Source organism: Aeribacillus sp. FSL W8-0870 (assembly GCF_037963755.1).
GTDB lineage: Bacteria > Bacillota > Bacilli > Bacillales > Aeribacillaceae > Aeribacillus > Aeribacillus composti.
The window spans coordinates 3586909-3612450 of sequence record NZ_CP150165.1 but is presented as its reverse complement, the minus strand read 5'-3'; the positions used below and the strand labels follow the sequence as shown (position 1 = coordinate 3612450).

The following is a 25542-nucleotide window of genomic DNA, read 5'->3' as shown; positions in this document are numbered from 1 at the left end:
AGTAGAGGTTAGCCAAGAGCAAGGGTGTCCGTGGTGACGCGGAATCTGAAGGAAGCTGGAGGCAAAACACCGGTCCGAGGAACACGAACCTCATATAAGGCTAGGTATGATTGAGTGAGTTTGCGAAACAAAACAAAGCTCTTTCTGTCGAAGGTCATATCGAGTAAATGAGGCGGATAGATGGTGTGAAAGTGCATGTACTTACCCGGGGAGGTCTGGCTGGCACGCCAAGTAACCTTGGTAACCTATCTAGTGATAGATAACTGAACAGTCAGAAGTCAGCAGAAGTCATAGTACTCTTTTCGAGCTCGAGACGAAAGAGGAAGGACTGAACAATTAAGGAGAACGAATCGCTAGGCGTTCACCTTCTGTGTGGAAGCAGACAATCCGATAGGACTTACTTGAAGGAGGAAGTGGTGAATCCCACGGGGGACTTCAAGAGGGTGGAGCAGAAGATGGCACAAATAGAAGAATTCGTTCACGTGGAGAGGATATCAATGTTGATGGAAATGATTTTGTCACGGGAAAATCTCCTGGCGGCACTGAAACGAGTCGAACAGAATAAAGGAGGTCACGGAGTAGATGGCATGTCCGTAAAAGACCTACGAAGACACCTCTACGAAAATTGGGACTCCATTCGACAGTCGTTGAGAGAAGGAACCTACAAGCCCTTACCCGTCCGTCGAGTCGAAATCCCGAAACCGAACGGTGGAGTAAGACTTCTAGGGATCCCTACCGTGACGGATCGTTTCATCCAACAAGCGATTGCCCAAGTGTTGACGAAAATCTTTGATCCGACCTTCTCGAACCATAGCTATGGTTTCCGACCAGGTAGAAGGGGACATGATGCGGTTAGGGAAGCAAAGGGTTATATCAAAGAAGGATATCGTTGGGTAGTCGATATAGACCTAGAGAAATTCTTTGACAAGGTGAATCACGACAAACTGATGGGGATCTTGGCGAAAACGATCAAAGATCGAATTCTACTGAAGGTAATTCGCCGGTATCTTCAATCAGGCGTGATGATCAATGGAGTGGTAATGGAAACGGACATGGGAACGCCTCAAGGCGGCCCGCTTAGTCCACTTTTATCAAACATCATGCTTCATGAATTGGATAAAGAGCTTGAGAAACGTGGACATAAGTTTGTTCGGTATGCGGATGACTGTAACATCTATGTGAAAACAAAGAAAGCAGGAATTCGTGTCATGAACTCCATTACGAACTTTATAGAGAAGGAGTTAAAGCTCAAGGTAAATAAAGAGAAATCGGCGGTAGACCGTCCTTGGAAACGGAAGTTTCTCGGTTTCAGCTTCACACTCAATAAGACTCCAAAGGTACGGATTGCGAACGAAAGTGTGAAACGTTTGAAGAACAAGATTCGTGAAATTACATCAAGGTCGAAACCGTATCCAATGGAGAAAAGGATTGAGAAACTGAATAAGTATTTAATGGGATGGTGCGGATATTTTGCCTTGGCAGAAACACCAAGTAAGTTCAAAGAATTTGATGAATGGATTAGACGAAGGCTTCGGATGTGTTTGTGGAAAGAATGGAAAACCCCGAAAACAAGAATTCGGAAACTCAGAGGATTAGAAGTTCCAAGCCATAAAGCATTCGAATGGGGCAATACACGCAAGAAATATTGGCGGATTGCCTGCAGTCCCATTCTACACAAAACCCTCGACAACTCCTATTGGAAGCGTCGAGGGTTAAGAAGTCTATTCGAAAGATATCAAGCACTACGTCATACTTAATTGAACCGCCGTATACCGAACGGTACGTACGGTGGTGTGAGAGGTCGGGGGTTAGTCACCCCCTCCTACTCGATTTATTTAAAAAATATGACAACGACTTTTTAGGTCGGTCGAAAGCGGGGAGGCTTTGTTTAAGTGTGTAAACAAAGAAGAATGGGATGGCTGATCCTTTTGATAATGCTGCTGGTTGTCGTCGCCGGTTGTTCTTCATCTGCTGCTGAATCAACGGAACAAAAAAAGCCGAAAAAACAGGATCATCGAGTTGTCTCATTATCTGTTGCCGTTACGGAAATTTTTGATGCATTAGATATTGATTTAGTTGGCGTCCCCACAAGCAGCAAAAAACTGCCGGAGCGGTATAAGAATGCGAAAAGAGTGGGGTATGCTAAAAATCCTGATATGGAAGTTTTGATGTCTTTAAAACCTACTGATGTATACTCTGTTTCAACTATTCAATATGATTTAGAGCCAGTGTTTGAAAAACATAACGTTCAAGTAGATTTTTTGGATTTAACCAGTCTTCAATCAATGGAAAAGGAAATTCTTGCACTCGGAGAAAAATATGAACGACAAAAACAAGCGAAGAAGATCGTTGATAGATTCGAAAAAAAAGTAAAAGAAATCCAGAAAAAAACTCGTAACTTGGAAAAACCAAATGTTTTAATCTTACTCGGAGTTCCCGGAAGTTACTTAGTGGCAACAGAGCATTCCTATATTGGCGATCTAGTGAAATTGGCGGGTGGAAACAACGTGATTCAAGGAGAGAAAGTGGAGTATTTAGAATCTAACACAGAATATTTATATGAATCCAATCCCGATGTCATATTAAGGCTTGCTCACGGCATGCCGGAGGAAGTAGTCAAAATGTTCGATGAAGAATTTAAGAAAAACGATATATGGAAGCATTTTGATGCTGTCAAAAATGGCAGGGTGTATGATCTGGAAGAAGAATTGTTCCCGACTACCGCAACCATTCGAGCGGATGAAGCTTTAGATGAATTGGTGAAATATTTGTATCCTGAGTTTCATGAATAAGCGGACAAAAAAGAAAAGGGTGCTGATCCATGAAGAAAACGTGGCTAACTTTTGCAGTAGTGACCACAATGCTGGTTGTTGTCACTTTTTTCTCTATTGTGAACGGAAGTTTGGAAATTGGCGTTGCTGAGTTGATCAGAGGCCTTTTGTTTGGTGGAAATGAAGATGTAGAAGTCATAAAAGATATGAGATTTCCGCGGATCATTGTGTCCCTTTTTGCTGGAGCAAATTTGGCGGTATCGGGATTATTATTGCAGGCAGTTATGAGAAATCCTTTGGCGGAAGCTGGGATCATCGGGATTTCTTCAGGAGCCAATTTTGTTGCATTAACTATGATCAGCTTCTTTCCTACGTTGTTTTTTTGGATGCCGCTGTTTGCTTTTCTAGGAGGGATACTTGCCTGTTTTCTTGTCTATTCCTTTTCATGGAAATCAGGGCTCAGCCCCCTTCGATTAATTTTAGTTGGGGTGGCAGTCAATGCGGTGTTTACTGCATTATATGAATCCTTTAACTACAGAGGCTATACGACAACCAGTTCTGCGAAAGCTACTGCATCAACATTATCTCAACAAACGTGGGACGATGTTCAAACAATTGTTATATATGGTTCCATCGGTTTAATATTGTCCTTGCTCGTTTATTCTTGGTGCAACATGCTGGCTTTACAAGATAAAACGGCGCGAAATCTGGGGCTTCACGTGACAAGAGCTCGGGTTATTATATCTGCGATTGCAGTTTATTTGGCAAGCGTCACAACCGCAACTGTTGGGGTCATTGCATTTGTCGGTTTGCTAATTCCCCATATTGGACGGCTATTAGTCGGTTCAGATTATAAAATATTAACACCATTCTCCATTTTATCAGGAGCTTTGCTTATTTTAACGGCCGACACAATCGGAAGGGTGTTTTTAGCGCCGACGGAACTTCCTGCATCCATTATTATGTCATTAATCGGCGGTCCCTTTTTGATTATATTGATTAGAAGGAGTGATCGCATCTATGGAGGTTAAAAATGTTTCATTTTCATATAATCAAAAAGAGGATCAGTTAAAATCAATTAACCTTGCTGTTGAACCTGGTAAAATTACGACGATTATCGGTCCGAATGGATGCGGAAAATCCACATTATTAGAAGTTATGTCTAGCCACAATGCACCGCAAAAAGGCCAGATTATTTTGGACGGAAAATTGATTCAACAATATAAGCCGAAGGAATTGGCGAAGAAACTATCGGTTGTTCATCAAAAAAATGAAATTCCTTTTGATATCAATGTCGAGAACCTGGTGAGCTACGGCCGCATGCCGTATAAAAGATTTTTTCATCATCATAACTCAGAAGAGGATGAAGAAGTGATTGATTGGGCGCTTTCCATTACCAATTTGCAATCAAAACGAAAAGAAAAAGTAGAACAGCTGTCTGGGGGAGAAAGACAGCGAGTTTGGATAGCGATGGCATTGGCGCAAAAAACCCCTATTTTGTTTTTGGATGAACCGACAACATATTTGGATGTTTATTATCAATTCGAAATTTTAGAGCTCATCAAGAAGTTAAACAGGGAGTATAACATTACGATTGTGATGGTGCTGCATGATATGAATCAAGCCATTCGTTATAGTGATTGGATTATTGTGATGAAAAACGGCGAAATTGTGACGGAAGGTTCTCCAAAAGAAGTGATCACGGAAGGAATGATTGAAAGCATTTATGGGGTAAGAGCCATAGTCAATCATAATGATCAAAGCGGATTTTATGTTGTGCCAATGGGAGTTGCTAGAAGGAATGACAATGCGACATGAATGATCGGGGATTGAGAAAGATCATTGGGAAACTCGTTAGCATTGTTTGCATTGGGATTTTGTTTTTTTCAGCGTATCAAATTATAAGTATCCTTTACGATTACTATACAAACCGGCAAGTTTTAGCTGAAATTCAAGAGGTTTATCAAGAAAATCGTACCGAAAGAACTTCTCACGAAGGCAAGGACTTTGAAAGAATTCGTTCGTCTTTTATTGAATTGCAGCGCATTAACCAAGATATTGTTGGTTGGATTGAAATTCCCGACACATACATTTCGTATCCGATTCTTCAAGCGGAAAACAATGAGTTTTATTTAACAAGAAATTATAAAAAAGAGAAATCAAGGGCTGGAAGCATTTTTATGGATTATCGAAATGATGTGAAAGGCCTAAATCAAAATGTTATCCTTTACGGACATCGTATGAAAGATGACACGATGTTTGGACAATTAGATAAATATCTGGATGAATCGTTTTTCCAGCATCACCGCACCATTTATTTTGATACGTTATATGAAAGCTACGATGCTGAAATCTTTTCAGTATATAAAACGACTACAGATTTTTATTATATCGATACTGAATTTTCCTCTGATGACGAATTTTTATCATTTGTCAATCAGTTAAAAGATCGTTCCATTTATAAGACCGATATTGATATCGAACCGAATGATCAAATTTTAACTTTATCTACTTGTGATTACACGTTTCCTGGAGGAGAAGGGAGACTTGTCATACATGCAAAATTAAAGAAGAACAAGTAAATAGTTGAAAATTTTGAAAATAACAATTGACAATGATAATCATTTTTAATTAAAATGGTAAAGGAGGGATACTTTTGAAAACAAAACTTTTCCAAATCACCCTCACGTTTTTCTTATTGCTCTTATTTACCGGATGCGGGGTAAAAGGAACTGAATCAACAGGAGGGACAAAAGTAACAGAAAGCAAAGTGAAAGTGACCGATGCATCAGGTCGTGAAGTTGCTTTTGACACTCATCCGAAAAAATTTGCTTCATTAACGATCGGTGATATGGATATCATTCATCAATTAGGAGGGGAAATTGTCGGCAGGCCTAGTACGAAGGTAGAGATACCGGAAGAATTAGTAAAAGTAGCAGAAATCGGAAATACACACCAGCCGAATATAGAGAAGATCGTAAGTTTGAAGCCAGATGTGTTAATTGCCAATGTTGGTTTTGATAAAAACATCCCCGCATTGGAGAATCAAGGAATACAAACTATCATGACGGAAGCGAATTCCATTGAAGATATAAAGAAAAACATCGAAACATATGGAACTCTTCTCGGTAAAGAATCGAAAGCTCAAGAGTTGATTAAACAAATCGAGCAAGTCGTTGAGAAGCAAACGGAAGCTTCCGAAGCTCAAGCATTGCTTGTTTATGGAGCACCTGGATCATTTTTAGCAGCTCTCCCAACGTCATTGGCAGGAGATATTTTAGAAAAATCGGGTGGAATCAATGTAGCATCGAACTTTCCAAAGTTAAAAGAATATCCGCAATACGCTCAATTAGCGGTAGAACGTGTGGTGGAAGCTGATCCAGATATCATTTACTTAATCACACACGGTGATCCTAGCGGGGTAGAAAAAGCTTTTAAACAAGAAATGGAAAAAAATGCAGCTTGGAAAAACTTAGATGCAGTAAAAAAAGGAAACATTGTGGTGCTGCCATCGAATTTGTTTGGCACTAATCCGGGGACAAAGATCACAGAAGCAGTGGAATATATGCGTCAAAGCTTGAAAGATATAGGAAAGGATTCATGATGAATCGAAAGAAACGAATATGGCTTATCATCATTCTGATCATCTTATTGTTTCTAAGCGTATTCTATAGCCTGACAGCAGGCAGTATCTCTATTTCATTTAAGGAATTTTTTGCGGATATGGGCGATAAGGAATCGTTAGTGTACCGTGTTGTTTGGGATTTGCGGCTCCCAAGGATTCTCGTTGGGCTGCTTGTCGGCATGTGTTTAGCGGTTTCGGGTGCGATTTTACAAGGTGTAATGAAAAACCCGCTTGCGGATCCCGGTATTATTGGCGTGACGTCTGGGGCAGGACTGGCAGCGACGGTGATCATGGTGCTGTATCCCGATCAACTGCACATTTTGCCTTTAGCAGCCTTTCTTGGCGCTTTTCTTACGGCTATGCTCATTTATTTGCTAGCTTGGCAAGATGGAACTTCCATTGTTCGAATTATGCTGGTCGGGATTTCAATCAACGCCTTTTTAGGTGCGATCATGTCATGTATTATGATTTTACATAGCGACAAAGTTCAAGCGGTTCTGCCGTGGCTAAATGGCGGGATTAGCGGCGTAAGCTGGGTGCATGTAGAGATGATTGTTTATTATGCCATTTTTGCACTGGCATTAGCGTTTTTTTCCATCAAACATATCCGCATGCTGATGCTGGGGGATGAGGTGGCCACTTTATTAGGCCATCAAGTGGAAAGAAGCAGATTTTTCTTAATTTTTGTCAGTGCTCTTTTAGCTGGAATAGCCGTCAGTGTGGCCGGACTGGTAGGATTTGTAGGTCTTATCGTTCCGCATATCATTCGATTGCTCATCGGAAACGATTATCGTTATTTGCTGCCATTATCCTGTGTAGGCGGCGGCATACTCGTTGTGTTCGCAGATGCTGCGGCAAGAAGCTGGTTTGATCCTATTGAACTGCCGGTAGGGATCCTGCTGTCTTTTCTAGGCGGTCCGTTTTTCCTATATTTGGTCTTTAAAGGGGGAGTGAAGCATGCTCACCGTTAAAGATCTGACTTACCACCATTCCAAACGATTCGGCATCAACGAAATGAATCTGGAATTGCCAAAGGGTGAAGTGATTAGCATTATCGGCCCTAATGGATCAGGAAAATCCACCTTGCTGCGGCTCATCGCTGCCTTATTACAGCCCCAAAATGGCGAGATCATTCTCGATGGAAAAAATATCGTTTCTGCGAATCGAAAAGATATTGCAAAACAATTAACTATGCTGCCGCAAACACATGATGTTACGCTCGATTTTACCGTACGTGAATTAGTAGAGTTCGGCAGGAACCCTTATAAACGCAAATTTGCCCCATTCAGTCAAGAAGATAAAGAAATCGTTGATTGGGCGTTAGCTCTTGCCAATGTGAAACAATATGAACATCAACACTTGTCTTCCTTATCAGGAGGCGAGAGGCAAAGAGCATGGATTGCGATGGTTCTTGCCCAGAGTACTGAATATTTATTATTGGATGAACCGACCACGTTTTTAGATATTGTACATCAATTGGAAATTTTGGAGGTTGTCCAAACGATCAATCAACAGTATAACAGGACGGTCATCATGATTCTTCACGATCTGAATCAAGCCGCACAGTATAGTGACCGCTTAATCGTGATGAAAGACGGGACGATTTATCAACAAGGCAGTCCAGAGGAAGTATTTTCGGAAAAAATGTTTGAAGAGGTATTTGGTATTTCTGTCTCCATCCATGATATGGATGGAAAACCAATGTTTATTCCAAAACGATTCAAAAGAAAGGGGAAAAAAGAATGTACATCGTTACCAATTCCATTCGCGTGAAAAAAGGATATTCCGGAAAGTTAGTGGAGCGTTTTAAAATTAGAAAGGGAATTGAGAAATTTCCTGGGTTCATTCGTTTAGATCTCTTAGTAACAGACGGATTAAAAGATTATGACGAAGTTCGTGTATACACAACATGGGAGAACAAAGAAAGCTTCGAAGGTTGGTTCCACAGCGATGTGTTCCAAAAAGCGCATGAAAATCGAAAACAACATGACTATGTTATTGGAAATCAAGTGTCCTTCCATGAGCTAGCATATTCCTATGTAAAAGAAGATGAGCGTGCTGTCGAAAATTTATAAATAAAAGATGGCAGAGCGATTTTTGTGAAGAAAGTTACAAAAATTGATTGGAAAAAGAATAGATATCCGAATTGCGGCCTTTTCCAAATGAATTGCGGGAAAAGGTCGTTTATTTTTTTCAGCAAAAACAAAAAATGTAGCACGGGGCTGTCCAGAAAGTCAAATCCCTATTGAAAACCAAAAATCATTAACATCGATATTTCAACGTTTCTAAAATAAAAGGGGGCCGTAAATAAGCCGAAAAAACGACTTATTAGACAGCCCCAATCAAGAAAATAGTTAGTTAAAACCGCAAACACTCCGGCTTGGACAGCGGAACAGCTGTTAGAAACAAGAAAATAGGTAGTTAAAGGCAGCTGCTAAAACAAAATTTGTATAAAAAAATGATTGCAAAAGATTTTTCAATATCCTTTGCAATCAAAACTTTACTTCGTTTTTTCACTCTTTTTCAGCAGGAATTTCTTTGCCGTTCAATATTAGTTTGAACGTAACGTCACCCTTTAAAGATGCAGAAACCGCACAATATTTTTGTTTGCCTAATTGGATGGCGCGCCAAACTTTTTTCGGCGTTATATCCCCATTTACTGTAAATGTGATGGTATAAGCGGTGAAAGAAGAGGGCAATTCTTCGCGACGCGTGCCGTCGACTGTAATATCAATTGCCTCAATATGATCTAATTCATGTCTTAAAATCATCGTTACATCAATTCCAATGCAGCCGGCAAGAGCCGCTAGGAGCATTTCTGTTGGGGTTGCGGCACTTCCTTCTCCACCGTAGTTTTCCGTGGCATCCATTGCCATTTTGTATCCGGATGGACCGACTGCTTCAAAAGCACGGCCGCCCTGCCATGTTGCTTTAATTTGCATATTGTTCAATTCCTCTCTTTTAAAACTCTGTAACTTGTTGCAAAAATTTTTGTGCCCGCGCTGTTTGCGGATGTTCAAAAAATGCTGCTGGCTTCGCATCTTCTACGATAACGCCGTCTGCCATAAATAAAATGCGGTCAGCGGCACTCCGGGCAAATTTCATCTCATGCGTTACAATAATCATCGTCATGCCGTCTTCTGCTAATTCTTTCATTACTTTTAATACTTCTCCTACAAGCTCCGGATCAAGTGCAGAAGTCGGTTCATCGAATAGCATCAACTTCGGTTCCATCGCAAGAGCTCTTGCGATCGCTACACGCTGTTGCTGCCCGCCTGACAGCTGAGACGGATAAGCATCTTCTTTTGCTGCAAGCCCGACTTTTTCTAACAAATTGGCTGCGATGCTGTATGCTTTTTTCTTCGGCATTTTTTTCACTACTAATAAAGCTTCCATTACATTTTGGACGGCCGTTTTATGCGGGTATAAATTAAATTGTTGAAACACCATCCCTGTTTTTCGACGAATGGCATAAATTTCTTTTTGTTGTGCTTTTTTTGAAGCATTTGCATCAATCACGTGACCGTCGACTGTAATGGTGCCGCCTGTAATTGTTTCAAGTCCGTTGATGCATCTTAAAAACGTACTTTTTCCTGAACCGCTTGGACCAATGACTGCCACTACTTGATGGGCTGGAATGGATAATGAAATATTTTTTAATATTTCATGCTGTCCAAAATTTTTCTGTAAATTTTTAATCTCTATCATGCTGTCACCACCTTAATAAACAGACAGCCGTTTTTCGATTTTATTTAATAAAAATGTAAAGAATGTACTCATAATCCAATACATCGCTGCAATGGCTGCATAAAACGGCATGTAAACATAATATTGCGCCACTAATAATTGAGCAGAGCGCATTAATTCTGTGACCGCAATAACGGATACGAGCGATGTTTCTTTTAACATTCCGACAAATGTATTGCCAAGTGGGGGGATAGCGTAGCGAATCGCTTGAGGGATGATAATTCGGCGCATCGCCTGGCGTTCCGTCATACCAGTTGCGAGCGCTGCTTCTGTTTGCCCTTTTGGTATGGATTGAATCGCACCGCGAAACGCTTCTGAAACATAAGCGCCGATGTTAATACTTAGTGCAATATACGCAGCAGTTAATGGGCCTAATTCAATCCCATAATCAACTAAGCCATAATAAACGATGACGATTTGCACCAATGCCGGTGTCCCCCGAATAATGGACACATAGGCTCTTGCTATACCACGCAGAATGCGATTGCCCTTAAGTCGGGCAATCGCAATGATTAAACCAATGATTAAACCGAAGAACATGGAAACTACAGTAATGAGTAATGTATAATATGCCCCTTTTAACAAAAAAGGCAAGTTTTCAATGACTAAGTCCATTTTGGCAACCTACTTTCATCATTCTTCGGTCGGCTCTTCGTCAAACCATTTTACATAAATTTCTTTATATGTTCCGTCTTCTTTCATTTCTTTCAATGCTTTATTTAAAGCATCCACCAATTCTTTATTGCCTTTTTTCACAGCAACGCCAGCTTGGTCCTCCTTAATTGGATCGCCGACGGCTTTAATTTTATAGCCGTTTTCTTCAATGACTGGTTTTAATGCATAGACATTGTTGATCGTTGCATCAATTCTGCCAGCATCCAAGTCTTTTAATGTTGTAATCACGTCATCATATGTGTTGATTTTAAAATCGCCCACTTTTGGCAATAATTCATTTCGCAAATATGCTTCATCATTCGTACCAAGTCCAACTCCGATTGTTTTTCCTTTAAAATCATTAACAGATTTGATGTCATTATTGTCTTCCCGAACGATCACTTTGACTTTATTTGTAATATATGGTTCTGTAAAATCGATTTGTTTTTTCCGTTCATCTGTGATTGTCACTTGGCTTACTAAAATATCGAATTTACCTTTTTGAAGCCCAGGAATTAAACCAGAAAATTCTTGTGCAACAAAATTTGCTTTAACTCCTAGACGTTTTGCCAATTCTTTCGCAATGTCAACGTCAAAGCCGTCGTATTCTTTGTTTTCATTCATAAAATTATAAGGTGCATAAGTACCCATAATGCCGACAGTGATTTCGCCTTTATCTTTGATTTCCTGTAATGCGTTTTTCTCTTGATTTTGAGTTTGTTTTTCTTTTTGATCATTGTTATTGCCGCATGCTGAAAGTATTAGAGCTGCTATTGCAATGAGTGAAATGAACCATCTTATTTTTTTCATGTTTATCCTCCTTCATTAGACACCAAAGATTCCAAAAAATTCAAAGTGTACAGTTTCTTCAATGAGCTGTTGAAGTGTTTTTTGCTGTAATGCATCTTTTGATGATGGCGATTGAAATAGCCATCTGGCTAAAACTCCTTCCAGGAGGCTCATGATGAATACTGCCAGTAATTTTGGATCTACTTCACGCGAGATCATTTTCAGTTCTTTGGCCTGTGCAATATTTTCCGCAAAAGCTGTTTCCATGTCTGCTTTAATCTCTTCCACTTTTTCTTGTATCTTTGGCTGAGAATGAATGCCTTTTAGCAATATGTTCATGAAATACTTATTGTTTTCAGCGAAATGAAAAATTCGTTCAAACATTTGTGTCGTGGAAGCAACGGAATCTTGCAAGTCCACTTTTTTTGTGCGGTACCCTAGTTTGATTGCATCTAAAAGTTGGGCACGACCTATTTCCAGCATCTCAAGCGCGATCGCTTCTTTGCTTTTAAAATACCAATAAAATGTCCCTTGGGACACATTGCCTTTTGCGACGATATCTGAGACTTTCGTTTTTTCATAGCCAACTGTCGCAAATAATTCTAATGCAATTTGCAATAATTGCTGTTTTCTTTCCTGTCTTCGAGCTTCTGCCTGCACTATACCCCCCCTGACTGACTCATTAGTCAATTAAATCCTATAAGATTACTATAAATTAGTCAACACTTTTGCTTCATTTTTTTAAAAAGCCATGCTGCAAATTTAGAAATGGTTGGGCTGAAAAGAATAACAGAGCGAATCACCGTTATTTTATGGAAATCTGCATTACGTTATTCGTCCCGCTTTCACACACAGTCCTCTGTGTTCGTTCATGAACATAGCAAGAGAAGAAATCAAAGAAACAATGCTTTTCATGTGGAAAAAATGAATCTGCCGATGTCTGCAACTGTTTTGCTGTTAACGAGATCAACTATCAACGTTTTCTTCATTATTTTCGACTGTATATCCCAGCAATTGATTTAGCTGACTTAGGAAATCAGTGAAAAAGGGGATAAAGATGGATTCATTGTGACTTTTACCCTTTAGGATTTTATTAGCAAAAAAACAATGACGACGTTTGCGAACACTTCTCCTTCTGCAAAGAGCCTTGCTTTTATGCGAAAAAAAAGAGCAGGAATGAGGATAAAATTTTGACACGTAATCAAGTTGTCTTGCATTTAGTTGTGGATAAAGATAATCAAGAATACCAATTCACATTTCAGGATCCACTTTTTCTACATGATTATCACAGATAAAGAAAATCAAGAATACCAATTCACCTATATTTTCAAAATGATCCTATCTTCTTTAAGTTTTCCTTCAAAAATATCTTCCTCAATTTCTGCTCGACGGTTTTTTATGAAATATCTTGGCCTTTGTTCACCTAACGTGTGCTAAAGATACCTTTACTTTGAAAAGCCGATGGCAAGAGCATCTTCTGTGGTTGAAGCGATCACACTCTGTTCTAATAGACCTAATTTAAAAAGTTTTATAAATTTTCAATACATAGTGTCTATAGGATTAATTTACTATGGTAAAATATTACACGTAAATGTTGTTAGGTATTTTGGAGGTATCATTATGTCGAAAATTGTCAACGCTTTTCGAATGCTCCTTTTATTGAAATCACGAGGACGAATGCAAATTAAAGAATTAGCAGAAGAACTTGAATTAAGTGAAAGGGTTATTCGAGTTTATCGAGATCAATTAGAAATGGCTGGATTCCATATTCAGACAGCTAGGGGAAGATATGGAGGTTATGTTCTGCCGAAAAGCAATATTTTTGAATACTTGTCGCTTTCACCAAAAGAATTAGAAGCGTTAGTAAAGGCAAGTGAATATTTAAAAAATCATCCTACCTTTTTGCAATTCAATGATTTTGAAAGTGCCGTCATGAAGATTCAAAGTATTTCCAAACAGCAGATTCAGTCTTCGTCTGAATGGCAGCCAATTATTTTAGAGGAAAAAGCAAATGTCGATTGGAATCATGAAAAAGATAAGTATGAACAATTAAATTTTGCAATCGCGGCTCGCAGAAAAGTGAAAATTGTTTATGAGGCTTTAAATTCAGACCGCACTGAACGCATCATTCATCCTTACAAACTGATTCCGTATAAAAAATTTTGGTATTGCATTGCTTATTGTGAGCTGAGAAATGATTATCGTGATTTTAAATTAACTAGAATTCAAGATTATCAAATATATGAAGAAAGGTTTCAGCGTGATGAATCATTTCGGCTCGAAGACTATATAGGTAAAACGAGTATTTATGCTGATACCTATTTTGTTGAATTGCATGTAAAACCACCATTTTCCAAGATTTTAAGTGAAAAGATCTATTCAGAGGATCAAGAAATAGAGCAACAACAAGATGGATCCATCATTTTTCGGGCGACGATGTCCGGGTTGCCGGAATTAACTAGTTTTGTATTAAGCATGGGATCTGCAGTTCAGGTGCTCGGTCCGAATGAACTTCGCCAAAGCGTCGAGGAAGAAGTAGAAAAAATGTCAAAAAATTTTTTAAACTGACATATTAAGTTCCGGAATAGATGATAGGATGATGATAGAAAAGCTTGGAGGGAAAAGAAATGAGACTTCGATGCCAATTTGAGGTTGAAAGGCTTCCCGTTGCTTTATCGAATATTAATATGAAATTTTAGTGTATCTAGAGTAGGTGCAAATATTTAAAAATATCGCAGGGAGCGGGATTAAATGAAGTTTATTGCCCATATACGCGAAAGTGATAATAAAATACAAACTGTTAAAGATCATTTGTTAGAAGTAAGAGATTTAGCTGAATCCTATGGGGAAAAGCTAGGTGTAAGACATTTAACTGGTCTTGCGGGTGTGCTTCATGATCTTGGAAAATGCACAAATGAATTTAGAGAATACATATTAGAAGCAGTAAATAATCCTGATGCACCGCCTAGAAGAGGAAGTGTTGACCATTCAACTGCAGGTGGGAAACTTCTCTATGAGATTTTTCATACAAGCGAGAAGTTAGATCCTCATAAAGGTCTCTTAGCAGAAGTGGTGGGAAATGCGATAATTTCTCATCACTCGTATCTTCAAGATTTTTTAAATCCAGATTTAGAATCAAATTACTTAAAAAGAGTTCGTGATAAAGAATTGCCTGAATTTGATAGGATAAAGCAATATTTTTTTAAATATGTTATGAATGAGAGAGATTTTCATAATTATGTTGACAAAGCAGCTGAAGAGTTAAAACAATTTTTAGCAAAAGAGTCATCAGGAAATTATGAAAAGCAACTAATGTTTTTAACCAAATTTGTATTTAGTGCTTTAATTGATGCTGATAGAACGAATACAAGATTATTTGAAGAAAATAAAACCAATGACCCTATAAACAATCATGAAGAGTTATTTGATATATACTACGAAAGGCTCATGAGAAAAATCAATTCATATAGTAAACAAAAGGATGCCTGTACACCTATTAATCTTCTAAGAAAAGAAATGTCTGATCAGTGTGATAAATTTGCTGAGAGAGCATCAGGAATATATACGTTATCTATCCCAACTGGTGGAGGGAAAACATTAGCAAGTTTAAGATATGCTCTTAAACACGCGAAACTTTATAACAAAAAACACATCATTTTTGTAGTCCCCTATACAACTATTATTGAACAAAACGCAGAAGAAGTTAGAAAAATATTAAAAGATGATGCCAATATATTAGAGCATCATTCAAACGTTATTGAAGATATAGATGATGATGAAAATCAAGATGGCTTGATTAGTGTGCAACAAAAATTAAAATTAGCCAAAGATAATTGGGATTCACCAATTATTTTTACAACGATTGTACAATTTTTGAACGTTTTTTACGCAAATGGGAGTAGAAATATTAGGAGGCTACATAATTTAAGTCATTCAGTGATTATTTTTGATGAAGTGCAAAAAGTTCCTATTTCATGTGTATCTCTATTTAATCAGGCACTAAACTTTTTAAAAACTTATGGTTGCTCCAGCATCGTGCTTTGCACTGCAACTCAACCAGCATTAGACTTCGTTGAGCATAAATTAGAAATAAATACGGATGCGGAAATGGTCAAAAACCTAAATTATGTAATTAATGCATTTAAACGGGTGGAAATCATTGATAAAGCAACAAATGAAACATTTAATAATGAAAAACTATCCAATTTTATTGAGGCAAAAATAAGAGAAGTACAAAGTGTGTTAGTTATTTTAAATACGAAATCAGTTGTGAAAGATCTGTATACTCAATTGAAAATGAAGAAGATAAATTTACCAATTTATCATTTGAGTACATCAATGTGTGCTGCTCATCGTAATAAAATTTTAGGTGAAATAAAAGATCATCTGAAAGAGGGTAATAAAGTAATTTGTGTAAGCACCCAACTGATTGAAGCGGGGGTAGATGTTAGTTTCGATTGTGTGATTCGCTCATTAGCAGGATTAGATTCCATTGCACAAGCTGCAGGCAGATGCAATCGGCACGGTGAAAAGGACATACAAAATGTTTATGTTATAGACCATGAAGAAGAAAAGTTAAATCGTTTAAAAGAAATAGCTGTTGGAAAAGAAGTTGCGAAAAGAATTTTGATTGATATAAGCCGCGATCAGGCCAATCATGGTGGCAGCATCTTGTCTATGCAAGCGATGGAAAGATATTTTAAAGAGTATTATACGGAATTCAAGCAGAGTTTGAATTATTTTATACCGAAATTGAAAAAAGAAATGGTAGAGCTATTGATAGCCAATAGAAGAAAAAGCTCCTATAGCCAAGCATATTTTCAAAAAAATGGTGCGCTTCCTCCGTTATTTTTAGTAAATAGCTATAAAACAGCGGCTGAACATTTCCGAGTGATTGACGACATGACTACTTCCGTAATTGTTCCGTATGGTGATGGTAAAGAAATTATCGCTGAATTCAATAGCAATAAAAGCATTTATGAATTTTCCCAGCTTTTGCGAAAGGCTCAGCAATATACGATCAACATCTTCGATTATGAACGCGAACAATTAATCAAAAATGATGGGTTAGTGCGTTATTTAGACGGCAAAGTCCTAGCCTTAAAAGAGGGAGCATATGATAAGGAATTCGGCCTCAACCTTGAAAATGACAGCCATTTGGATGTAAGTATATTTTAAAAGATGCTTACTTAAGAGGGGTCTGGGGTCTTAAATAAAATAAAGTACAATCAAAAGGGTGCCAATTACTTTTGGTGCACCCTCTTTCAAATAATATAATATATTTTTCAATCCACGCTTTTAAAAGCGACAATTTATTATACCATAATCAAGATTCAAATATTATATTTCATATAATATATTATTTAAATTGAATATTTTCTGAAAAAAGATTATTATTAAATTATTAAAAAATTCAAAAAGGAGGTGTCTGTATTGAGAAACGCTATTGAATTTGAAGTTTATGGTGATTACGCCTTATTCACGGATCCTTTGACAAAAATGGGAGGTGAAAAGCTGTCCTATCAAGTGCCAACCTACCAGGCGTTGAAAGGAATTGTCGAGTCGATTTATTGGAAGCCCACCATACTTTTTATCATTGATGAGGTTCGAGTGATGAATCCGATTCGAATGGAATCCAAAGGCATTCGGCCAATTGAATATGGTGGGGGAAATACACTGGCTCATTATACGTATTTAAAAGACGTAAGATATCAAGTGCGTGCACATTTTGTTTTTAATCCGCACCGTCCTGATCTTGCTTTTGATCGCAACGAACATAAGCATCACAACATACTAAAACGTTCACTGAAAGCTGGAGGACGAAGAGATATCTTTTTAGGCACTAGAGAATGTCAAGGGTATGTTGAACCGTGTGTATTTGGTGAAGGTGAAGGATTTTATGACGATTATGGCGATATTCATCTAGGTACCATGGTTCATGGGATTAATTACCCAGATGAAACCGGTAGAAACGAAATGGAAGTACGTCTATGGAATCCAGTTATGAAGAATGGCATTATTCAGTTTATTAGGCCAGATCAATGTACACATGTTCGAAAAATCAAAAAAATGGATCCGAAGCATTTCGATAAAACAAATATTGAATCTGCTGATGAACTGTTAAATCAATTAGGAGGGGGAGGTGAATAAATGAGCTGGTTATTAAATTTATATGAGACATATGAAGCCAATTTAGATCGTGTAGGTGTAATGGAAAAAAAGCATAATGAACAAGAGTATACTTTGTTGCCGATTTCTCATACGACTCAAACCGCGCATATTGAAGTGAATATCACAGAAGACGGGCAATTTCATTCGGCAACAGTCATTAAGGAAGTGACTGTCATCCCTTGCACAGAAGATTCTGCCAATCGAGCAGGTTCAAAAATAGCTCCTTACCCGCTTCACGATAAATTAAGCTATGTAGCAGGCGATTTTGTTACATATGGTGGGGAAATAAAAAAAGAAGAACCCTTTAGCTATTATATTCAACAGTTGAAAGATTGGGCAGAATCCCCTTATGCAACAAAGAAAGTAAAAAGTATTTATCACTATTTAAGCCAAAAGCGGCTTATTAAAGATTTAGTGGCTGCAAACATTTTGTATCTAGATCCGAATGGGCGTTTAATTGATAAATGGAATAAAAAACACGAAGCTTTATATGGAAGCAAACCACCTATTTTTTCGGTCATTAGCGGTGGAGTGGAGAGTGCTTTTGTTCGTTTCAATGTTTATTCACCTCATACTATATTGACAAAGGTTTGGAACGATTCTGAAATGTACGATTCATTTATTTCTTACTACAAAGACCTCTTAAAGAACAACGACGAAGATTTTTGTTATGTAACAGGAAAAAAGTTGCCAGTCACTGATAAACACGCAAACAAAATTAGAAATGCTGGCGATAAAGCGAAACTAATTTCAGCCAATGACACGAGTGGTTTTACATTTAGGGGACGTTTCGATAAAAGTAATGAGGTAGCCACCATTAGTTATGATGTTTCCCAAAAGGCGCATAATGCACTGAAATGGTTGATTAACAGGCAGGGAAAAATCATTGACCAACGCGTGTTTCTCGTATGGGGAAATGATGAAATTACTCTACCAGATCCGACAGAAGATACTTTTGCTATCCATCCCATACCATTAGAAAAAAAAGAAAGAAAATCATTTACGAATCAGGAATTTGCTAATGAAATAGCCAAAGCTTTGGAAGGGTATAAAGCGAATCTGACAACAAAGTCCGAGGTGAATATTTTAATCCTTGATTCTGCTACTACGGGCCGTCTTGCTGTGCTTTATTATCGAAATATGAATAGGGAACTGTATTTACAACGACTGGTTGAATGGCACTCAACTTGCGCGTGGCTTCACCGTTATCGAAAAGATGAAGAAAAGAAAGCGGTTCAATTTTATGGAGCTCCCGCGACTAAAGATATTGCGTTTGCTGCTTATGGGCCGAATGCAAACGATAAAGTAGTGAAAGGACTGATGGAGCGCATCTTGCCTTGTATTGTCGATGGTAAAAAAATTCCACTGGATATTATCAGAAGCGCTTTTTATCGCGCTTCAAATCCAGTAGCAATGGATAACTGGGAATGGGAAAAAACGCTAAGTATTACCTGCGCTTTAATTAATAAACAGGAGGGATTAAATATGGCGCTAGATACAGAAAATAACGACCGCGATTATTTATTTGGGAGGTTATTGGCCATTGCGGATGTGCTGGAAAGACGAGCTTTGGATTCTGATGAAACGCGAGCTACGAATGCCATCAGATATATGAACGCTTTTTCCAGACACCCCGAAAGAACATGGAAGATCATTCAGGAAAGTATTCAACCTTATCAAATGAGGCTCGGGACAAGAGGACTATATTTGTCCAAACTAATTGATGAAGTGGCTTCTAGAATGAAATTTGAAGATTTTAATAACAAACCGTTATCTGGTAAATACCTATTAGGTTTTTATAGCCAACGACATGCATTATATCAGAAATCAGAAAAAAATACTGAACCAACTAATGAAGTAGGAGGAATGTAATATGTCAATCTTAGATCATAAAATTGATTTTGCTGTTGTATTATCGGTAAAAAAAGCCAACCCAAACGGAGATCCATTAAATGGAAATCGTCCAAGACAAAATTATGACGGACATGGGGAAATTTCGGATGTGGCCATTAAACGAAAAATCAGAAATCGACTGCAGGATATGGGAGAGTCCATTTTTGTTCAATCAAATGATCGAAGAGTCGATGATTTTCAAAGTTTAAAGGAGCGTGCAGAAGCACACCCGGAATTAAAGAAAATTATGAGTTCTAAAAACGGTTCAAGTGAAGAGTTTGCCAAGATAGCTTGCCAGTTATGGATCGATGTCCGCGCTTTTGGTCAAGTTTTTGCCTTTAAAGGATCCGATTTATCTGTCGGTGTTCGTGGTCCTGTTTCAATCCATACGGCAACAAGTGTCGACCCTGTTGATATTGTCAGTATGCAGATTACCAAAAGTGTCAACTCTGTAACGAATGAGAAACGAAGCTCTGATACTATGGGAATGAAACATCGAGTGGATTTTGGGGTATATGTTTTTTACGGCAGTATCAACACACAATTGGCAGAAAAAACAGGATTTACAAATGAAGATGCGCTAAAAATCCAACAAGCTCTTGTTACATTGTTTGAGAATGACGCATCTGCTGCGAGACCTGAAGGAAGCATGGAAGTGCACAAAGTTTATTGGTGGGAGCACAATTCAAAACTGGGACAATATTCTTCCGCTAAAGTTCATCGTTTATTAAAAATTGAAAAAAATGTGGAAGAACCAAAATCGATTGATGATTATACGATCACTTTAAATGAGCTAGATGGTTTAAAAGCTGTGGTCATCGATGGTAAATAATGAGGAAGAAATTTATTTAATGTTGTCCGGTATTCAGCATTTTCAATTTTGTAGACGCCAATGGGCTCTCATTCATATTGAACAGCAATGGGAAGAAAATGTAAGAACGATTGAAGGACAATATCTTCACCGAAAAGCTGACAAGCCATTTATTCGAGAGAAGCGTGGCAATAAACTGATTGTTCGAGCAATGCCTGTAAAGTCAAATGAACTGAAAATTACCGGTGTTTGTGATGTTGTTGAATTTGTTAAAGATAATAATGGTGTAGAAATAGTGGGTGCTGAAGGAAAATATGTTGCCTATCCTATAGAATATAAACGTGGAAAGCCGAAAATAAATGATTCAGATATATTGCAATTAACAGCACAAGTTATGTGTTTAGAGGAGATGTTACTTTGCAAAATAAACATAGGATATATGTTTTATAACGAGATAAAACGGAGAGTAGAAATACCTATAACATTAGAAAATAAAAATAAAGTAAGGTCAATTGTCTTAGAAATGCATGATCATTATAAGCGCAAGTATACGCCTAAAGTGAAAACTGGATCTTTTTGCAAAAACTGTTCCCTCCAAAATATTTGTTTGCCAAATTTAATGAATAAGCGGACTGTAAAAAGTTATATTGAAGGAAAGATAAAAGAATGAAAAAACTGCTTAACACATTATTTATCACTCAATCAGATGTTTATTTATCATTAGACGGCGATAATATTGTCCTTTTAAAAGAGAATGAGAAGATAGGTAGATTACCGCTTCATAATTTAGAATCAATCGTATCCTTTGGCTATACTGGTGCAAGTCCTGCATTAATGGGATATTGTGCAGAAAAAAATATTTCATTAGTTTTTTTAACTAAGAACGGTCGATTTCTGGCAAGAGTGATCGGAAAAAGCAAAGGTAACGTCATCCTTAGAAAGAAACAATATCGTGTGTCTGAAGATGAAGTTATGTCGGTAAAAATTGCACGTAACTTTATTATTGGAAAGATTTATAACAATAAATGGATAATAGAAAGAATGACTAGAGATTATCCATTACGAGTGGATGTAGCTCTTTTTAAAGAAATCTCTCAACATTTATCATCTATCATTCATGATGTGCGAGAGTGTGAAGATTTAGAAAGATTAAGAGGTTTGGAAGGACAAGCTGCTATAAGTTACAATAAACTGTTTAATCAGATGATATTACAGCAAAAAGAAGATTTTTATTTCCACTCGCGATCACGAAGACCGCCATTAGATAACGTGAATGCAATGCTTTCATTTGCTTATACGTTATTGGCAAATGATATGGCATCAGCGTTGGAGGGGGTTGGTCTCGATGCATATGTTGGTTTTTTGCATCGAGATCGACCAGGAAGAGCATCTTTAGCTTTAGATGTAATGGAAGAATTGCGGGGTGTTTACGCAGATAAGTTTGTCTTAACATTGATTAATAAAAAAATTGTTAACAAAGAGGATTTTATAAAAAAAGAAAATGGAGCTGTAATTATGACAGATGAAGCTAGAAAGAAATTCTTATCTGCATGGCAAAATAGAAAACAAGACAAGATAACACATCCATATTTAGGCGAGAAAATAACTTGGGGATTAGTTCCACATGCACAAGCTTTACTATTGGCCCGTCATTTACGTGATGATTTGGATGAGTATCCACCATTTTTATGGAAGTAGGTGTAAATTTTGTTAGTTTTAATAACTTATGATGTTAGTACTGTAAGCAGTGCAGGACAAAAAAGATTAAGGAAAGTGTCAAAAGTATGCCAAAATTATGGCCAACGAGTCCAAAATTCAGTTTTTGAATGTAACGTCGATGCAGCCCAATTTACAGCTTTAAAATTAGAACTTACCAATATTATTGATGAAAATAAAGATAGTCTCAGGTTCTATCAACTAGGAAACAATTATAAGTCTAGAGTAGAGCATATAGGTGTGAAAGCATCACTTGATTTAGAGGATCCTATAATTTTTTAGTGCGAATGTATAATGAGCTTGAAATTCTTGATACATTCGCACCTGATTTTTTTGAAATCATTTCCATATTTTATTTTTTTTTTGAAAAAAGTTCTTTATTTTTATAAAGAAAATGGCGGTTTTTTGTCAAAATTACATCAATTTAAGTAATTTTGAGGAAAAATCGCTGTCGCATCCTTTATGGATGCGTGGATTGAAATCCTTTTTAAATGCTTTGTGAGATCATCCTTATTCGTCGCATCCTTTATGGATGCGTGGATTGAAATACGAATCATCCATGCCGGCCGGTCGTCTGCGATCGTCGCATCCTTTATGGATGCGTGGATTGAAATTTGTTAGCTTTTCAATTTCCTGCTGCTGATTAAGTCGCATCCTTTATGGATGCGTGGATTGAAATAATTGTCTTCAAAGGTTGTCCGGTATTCGGGCTGTCGCATCCTTTATGGATGCGTGGATTGAAATTCATATTTTTGTGCTGTCTGTGGGTTGTAAAAAAGTCGCATCCTTTATGGATGCGTGGATTGAAATTCTAAATACATCCCACAAGAAACGCTTGAGATCATGTCGCATCCTTTATGGATGCGTGGATTGAAATTTCCTTCTTCGTATTCTTCAACTAAATCATCCACCGTCGCATCCTTTATGGATGCGTGGATTGAAATTACAAATCAGATTGCAAGCAAAGTAAGTCAAACGTCGCATCCTTTATGGATGCGTGGATTGAAATAGACGTCATATCGGAGACGAAAAAACAGGAAGCAGTCGCATCCTTTATGGATGCGTGGATTGAAATTAACGCAACTGAACGCGCACGTCAAGCGAATGAGCGTCGCATCCTTTATGGATGCGTGGATTGAAATACGACACCTACCTCCTATGCACTTGGTTCATAAGTCGCATCCTTTATGGATGCGTGGATTGAAATAACGGTGCAGCTAAGCTGTTGCGAAAGAGTTGTCGTCGCATCCTTTATGGATGCGTGGATTGAAATAAGAATCGATGAAAGGTATGACCGACACGCAAAAGTCGCATCCTTTATGGATGCGTGGATTGAAATTTTTTTGGTGATCATAGTTTTATCAAGCACCCATGTCGCATCCTTTATGGATGCGTGGATTGAAATACGTATGAAAAACGTACTTCACCAGTAACAACAGTCGCATCCTTTATGGATGCGTGGATTGAAATTTTTCCTCTTTTTCAGCTTCCTCGAATTTTTCACGTCGCATCCTTTATGGATGCGTGGATTGAAATATCTATGCGATACCATTTGTTGAGGATTAATTGTTGTCGCATCCTTTATGGATGCGTGGATTGAAATAAAATTCGTTCTAAATATGATGTTAGACTAAAAAGTAGACACAGATTATTATAGTAATAATAGAGAAAAATGAGGTGTCTACATGACAAAAAAACAAAGGCGGTACGAGGAAGACTTTAAGCGTCAAACTGTTCGTTATATTTTGGAGGAAGCGAAATCCGTTGCACAAGTGGCTCGTGAGCTCAAAATTAACGAAAATACTCTTCACGGCTGGATGAAAAAATATAAGCAAGAACCTGAAATAACAGAAACCCAAACGTTTCGATCCGAAGACCACGAAGTTCGTGAACTGAAGAAACGTATTCGGGATCTGGAGGAGGAAAACTCCATCTTAAAAAAGGCGATGCACTTCTTCGCGAAAGACCATCGGTAAAATATTCATTTATCCATAAACATCGCTTCGATTACCGATTGGAGAAGATGTGCGAAGTATTGAAAGTTTCTCGAAGCGGTTATTATAAATGGCGTGATCGTCCCAAAAGTGCTAGACAAGAGCGTCGAGAAGAATTGACGCAGGAAGTGCGTCGTGTGTATATCGAATCCCGCCAACTGTATGGGAGTCCCAAGGTTACCAAAAAGCTTAATCATGGAGGAATTAAGGTTTCACAGAAGACGGTTTCCCGCATAATGAATGAAGAGGGAATGAAGTCTCGTACCGTGAAAAAGCATAAGGCAACTACTAACTCAAAACATAACCATCCGGTCCACGAAAATGTCTTAAACCAACATTTTACTGTTACGAAACCAAATGAAGTATGGGTAGCTGATATCACCTACATTCCAACGGATGAAGGTTGGCTTTATCTAGCTAGTATGATGGATTTGTATTCAAGGAAAATAGTCGGCTGGCATATAGACTGTTCCATGAAAAAGGAGCTAGTGTTAAGTGCTTTAAAGCAAGCCTATCAGCGTCAACAACCACAGGGTTCTATCCTCCATCATTCTGATCGAGGGAGTCAATATGCTTCAAATGACTATCAAGCTAAGCTAATGGAATACGGAATGAAATGTAGCATGAGCCGCAAAGGAAATTGTTATGACAACGCTTGTATTGAATCATTTCATGGGATAATAAAAAAAGAACTAATCTATCAGACTCGTTATAAAACAAGGGAAGAAGCAAAAAAGAGCATATTTGAGTATATAGAAATATTTTACAATAATAAACGTATTCACTCCGCAACAGAGTATTTTTCACCATCTGAATACGAACGTATGTACGACAAAAAGGGAGCTTAATGAGCATATTAATAGAATAGTTAGACCCGAAAATTTACCTTTAAAAATAATTAGGACAACGTCGTAATTATTTTTAAAAGGCCACCAAGCGATAGCGCGGTAGCTGCGAAAAAAATTTATAAATTTTTGTGTCTACTTTATTGACCTAATATCAATATCTAAAGGGTACTTTAGGTCGCATCCTTTATGGATGCGTGGATTGAAATACAAATGGCCTGTTCGATCAATGTCACCACATCGTGTCGCATCCTTATGGATGCGTGGATTGAAATTCCGGTAAAAAGCTTTGGGGGGCATGATACTCCGTCGCATCCTTTATGGATGCGTGGATTGAAATCAAATAGGAATGATATGGTCACAATGTGCTTGTTGTCGCATCCTTTATGGATGCGTGGATTGAAATCTCCATTCCGGTATAAATAAGTTTTTCCATATGAGTCGCATCCTTTATGGATGCGTGGATTGAGATGTGTCCATGGGGGTGTCCAGAAAGTCAAATCGCCAATGAAAGCAAAAAATCATA

23 protein-coding genes and 2 CRISPR repeat arrays are annotated in these 25542 nt (G+C 37.9%); of the genes, 18 read left to right on the top strand and 5 right to left on the bottom strand.

The window, feature by feature from the left end; translation table 11 throughout:
• Positions 1-497: 497 nt before the first annotated feature.
• The 9 genes from ltrA to NSU02_RS17445 all read left to right on the top strand — a co-directional run bounded on the left by ltrA (position 498) and on the right by NSU02_RS17445 (position 8471).
• A complete protein-coding gene (gene ltrA / locus NSU02_RS17485) occupies positions 498-1757 on the top strand; it encodes a group II intron reverse transcriptase/maturase (protein WP_094245397.1) in 1260 nt (419 codons plus the stop codon).
• 153 nt (positions 1758-1910) lie between these two features.
• Entirely contained in the window at positions 1911-2792 is an 882-nt protein-coding gene (gene isdE, locus NSU02_RS17480; protein ID WP_063387711.1) for a heme ABC transporter substrate-binding protein IsdE, read from the top strand.
• Positions 2793-2821: 29 nt separating this feature from the next.
• Entirely contained in the window at positions 2822-3802 is a 981-nt protein-coding gene (locus tag NSU02_RS17475) for an iron ABC transporter permease (protein WP_063387712.1), read from the top strand.
• Positions 3792-4589, top strand: a complete 798-nt coding sequence (locus NSU02_RS17470) for an ABC transporter ATP-binding protein (RefSeq protein WP_130157533.1) — start codon at positions 3792-3794, stop codon at positions 4587-4589. The genes NSU02_RS17475 and NSU02_RS17470 overlap by 11 nt, the downstream gene beginning before the upstream one ends.
• Positions 4586-5353 (top strand): class B sortase, encoded by a 768-nt coding sequence (gene srtB / locus NSU02_RS17465; RefSeq protein WP_339193390.1) that lies wholly within the window; start codon positions 4586-4588, stop codon positions 5351-5353. Before NSU02_RS17470 ends, srtB begins: the two co-directional genes overlap by 4 nt.
• A gap of 74 nt (positions 5354-5427) precedes the next feature.
• Positions 5428-6375 (top strand): ABC transporter substrate-binding protein, encoded by a 948-nt coding sequence (locus tag NSU02_RS17460; protein WP_327848717.1) that lies wholly within the window; start codon positions 5428-5430, stop codon positions 6373-6375.
• The gene (locus NSU02_RS17455) at positions 6372-7367 is read left to right on the top strand and encodes an iron ABC transporter permease (RefSeq protein WP_063387716.1); all 996 of its coding nucleotides are present in this window, start codon (positions 6372-6374) and stop codon (positions 7365-7367) included. The genes NSU02_RS17460 and NSU02_RS17455 overlap by 4 nt, the downstream gene beginning before the upstream one ends.
• Complete coding sequence (locus NSU02_RS17450) at positions 7354-8169, top strand: ABC transporter ATP-binding protein (protein WP_130157530.1); 816 nt, start codon at positions 7354-7356, stop codon at positions 8167-8169. The genes NSU02_RS17455 and NSU02_RS17450 overlap by 14 nt, the downstream gene beginning before the upstream one ends.
• On the top strand, positions 8139-8471 hold the full coding sequence (locus tag NSU02_RS17445; protein ID WP_063387718.1) for an antibiotic biosynthesis monooxygenase: 333 nt from the start codon (positions 8139-8141) through the stop codon (positions 8469-8471). Before NSU02_RS17450 ends, NSU02_RS17445 begins: the two co-directional genes overlap by 31 nt.
• A gap of 438 nt (positions 8472-8909) precedes the next feature.
• On the opposite strand, the gene NSU02_RS17440 is transcribed toward NSU02_RS17445, so the two are convergent.
• Genes NSU02_RS17440 through NSU02_RS17420 form a run of 5 tightly spaced genes read right to left on the bottom strand, consistent with a single transcriptional unit; the run spans position 8910 to position 12246 of the window.
• A complete protein-coding gene (locus NSU02_RS17440) occupies positions 8910-9338 on the bottom strand; it encodes an OsmC family protein (RefSeq protein ID WP_063387719.1) in 429 nt (142 codons plus the stop codon).
• Positions 9339-9357: 19 nt separating this feature from the next.
• Positions 9358-10104, bottom strand: coding sequence for an amino acid ABC transporter ATP-binding protein (locus tag NSU02_RS17435; protein WP_339193389.1), 747 nt, complete (start codon positions 10102-10104; stop codon positions 9358-9360).
• 12 nt (positions 10105-10116) lie between these two features.
• The gene (locus NSU02_RS17430) at positions 10117-10758 is read right to left on the bottom strand and encodes an amino acid ABC transporter permease (RefSeq protein ID WP_130157528.1); all 642 of its coding nucleotides are present in this window, start codon (positions 10756-10758) and stop codon (positions 10117-10119) included.
• Between the two features lie 18 nt (positions 10759-10776).
• Positions 10777-11607 carry a transporter substrate-binding domain-containing protein gene (locus NSU02_RS17425; RefSeq protein WP_339193388.1) on the bottom strand — a complete coding sequence of 277 codons (831 nt, stop codon included), beginning with the start codon at positions 11605-11607 and terminating at the stop codon, positions 10777-10779.
• Between the two features lie 15 nt (positions 11608-11622).
• A complete protein-coding gene (locus NSU02_RS17420) occupies positions 11623-12246 on the bottom strand; it encodes a TetR/AcrR family transcriptional regulator (protein WP_232515597.1) in 624 nt (207 codons plus the stop codon).
• Positions 12247-13206: 960 nt separating this feature from the next.
• Between NSU02_RS17420 and NSU02_RS17415 the strand changes: the two genes are divergently transcribed.
• The 9 genes from NSU02_RS17415 (at position 13207) to NSU02_RS17375 (ending at position 25019) form a co-directional block, all read left to right on the top strand.
• Entirely contained in the window at positions 13207-14154 is a 948-nt protein-coding gene (locus NSU02_RS17415) for a WYL domain-containing protein (protein WP_339193387.1), read from the top strand.
• A gap of 183 nt (positions 14155-14337) precedes the next feature.
• On the top strand, positions 14338-16764 hold the full coding sequence (gene cas3 / locus NSU02_RS17410; RefSeq protein WP_339193386.1) for a CRISPR-associated helicase Cas3': 2427 nt from the start codon (positions 14338-14340) through the stop codon (positions 16762-16764).
• Between the two features lie 255 nt (positions 16765-17019).
• Positions 17020-17736, top strand: a complete 717-nt coding sequence (cas5c, locus tag NSU02_RS17405; RefSeq protein WP_130158748.1) for a type I-C CRISPR-associated protein Cas5c — start codon at positions 17020-17022, stop codon at positions 17734-17736.
• On the top strand, positions 17737-19629 hold the full coding sequence (gene cas8c, locus NSU02_RS17400) for a type I-C CRISPR-associated protein Cas8c/Csd1 (protein WP_339193385.1): 1893 nt from the start codon (positions 17737-17739) through the stop codon (positions 19627-19629).
• 1 nt (position 19630) lies between these two features.
• Positions 19631-20482 (top strand): type I-C CRISPR-associated protein Cas7/Csd2, encoded by an 852-nt coding sequence (gene cas7c, locus NSU02_RS17395; RefSeq protein ID WP_144598277.1) that lies wholly within the window; start codon positions 19631-19633, stop codon positions 20480-20482.
• Positions 20472-21131, top strand: a complete 660-nt coding sequence (gene cas4 / locus NSU02_RS17390) for a CRISPR-associated protein Cas4 (protein WP_094244425.1) — start codon at positions 20472-20474, stop codon at positions 21129-21131. The genes cas7c and cas4 overlap by 11 nt, the downstream gene beginning before the upstream one ends.
• The gene (gene cas1c / locus NSU02_RS17385; protein ID WP_094244426.1) at positions 21128-22159 is read left to right on the top strand and encodes a type I-C CRISPR-associated endonuclease Cas1c; all 1032 of its coding nucleotides are present in this window, start codon (positions 21128-21130) and stop codon (positions 22157-22159) included. Before cas4 ends, cas1c begins: the two co-directional genes overlap by 4 nt.
• Positions 22160-22168: 9 nt before the next feature.
• Positions 22169-22459, top strand: coding sequence for a CRISPR-associated endonuclease Cas2 (gene cas2 / locus NSU02_RS17380; RefSeq protein WP_094244427.1), 291 nt, complete (start codon positions 22169-22171; stop codon positions 22457-22459).
• A gap of 168 nt (positions 22460-22627) precedes the next feature.
• A CRISPR array of direct repeats spans positions 22628-23780; the repeat unit is 32 nt; unit sequence GTCGCATCCTTTATGGATGCGTGGATTGAAAT.
• 82 nt (positions 23781-23862) lie between these two features.
• Positions 23863-25019, top strand: a protein-coding gene (locus tag NSU02_RS17375) for an IS3 family transposase (protein ID WP_339193383.1) whose coding sequence is annotated in 2 segments (ribosomal slippage) — positions 23863-24121 and positions 24121-25019 — 1158 coding nt in all. Because the reading frame shifts where the segments join, the coding sequence is not laid out codon by codon here.
• 174 nt (positions 25020-25193) lie between these two features.
• Positions 25194-25488: direct repeats of the CRISPR family, unit length 32 nt; unit sequence GTCGCATCCTTTATGGATGCGTGGATTGAAAT.
• Positions 25489-25542: the final 54 nt, after the last annotated feature.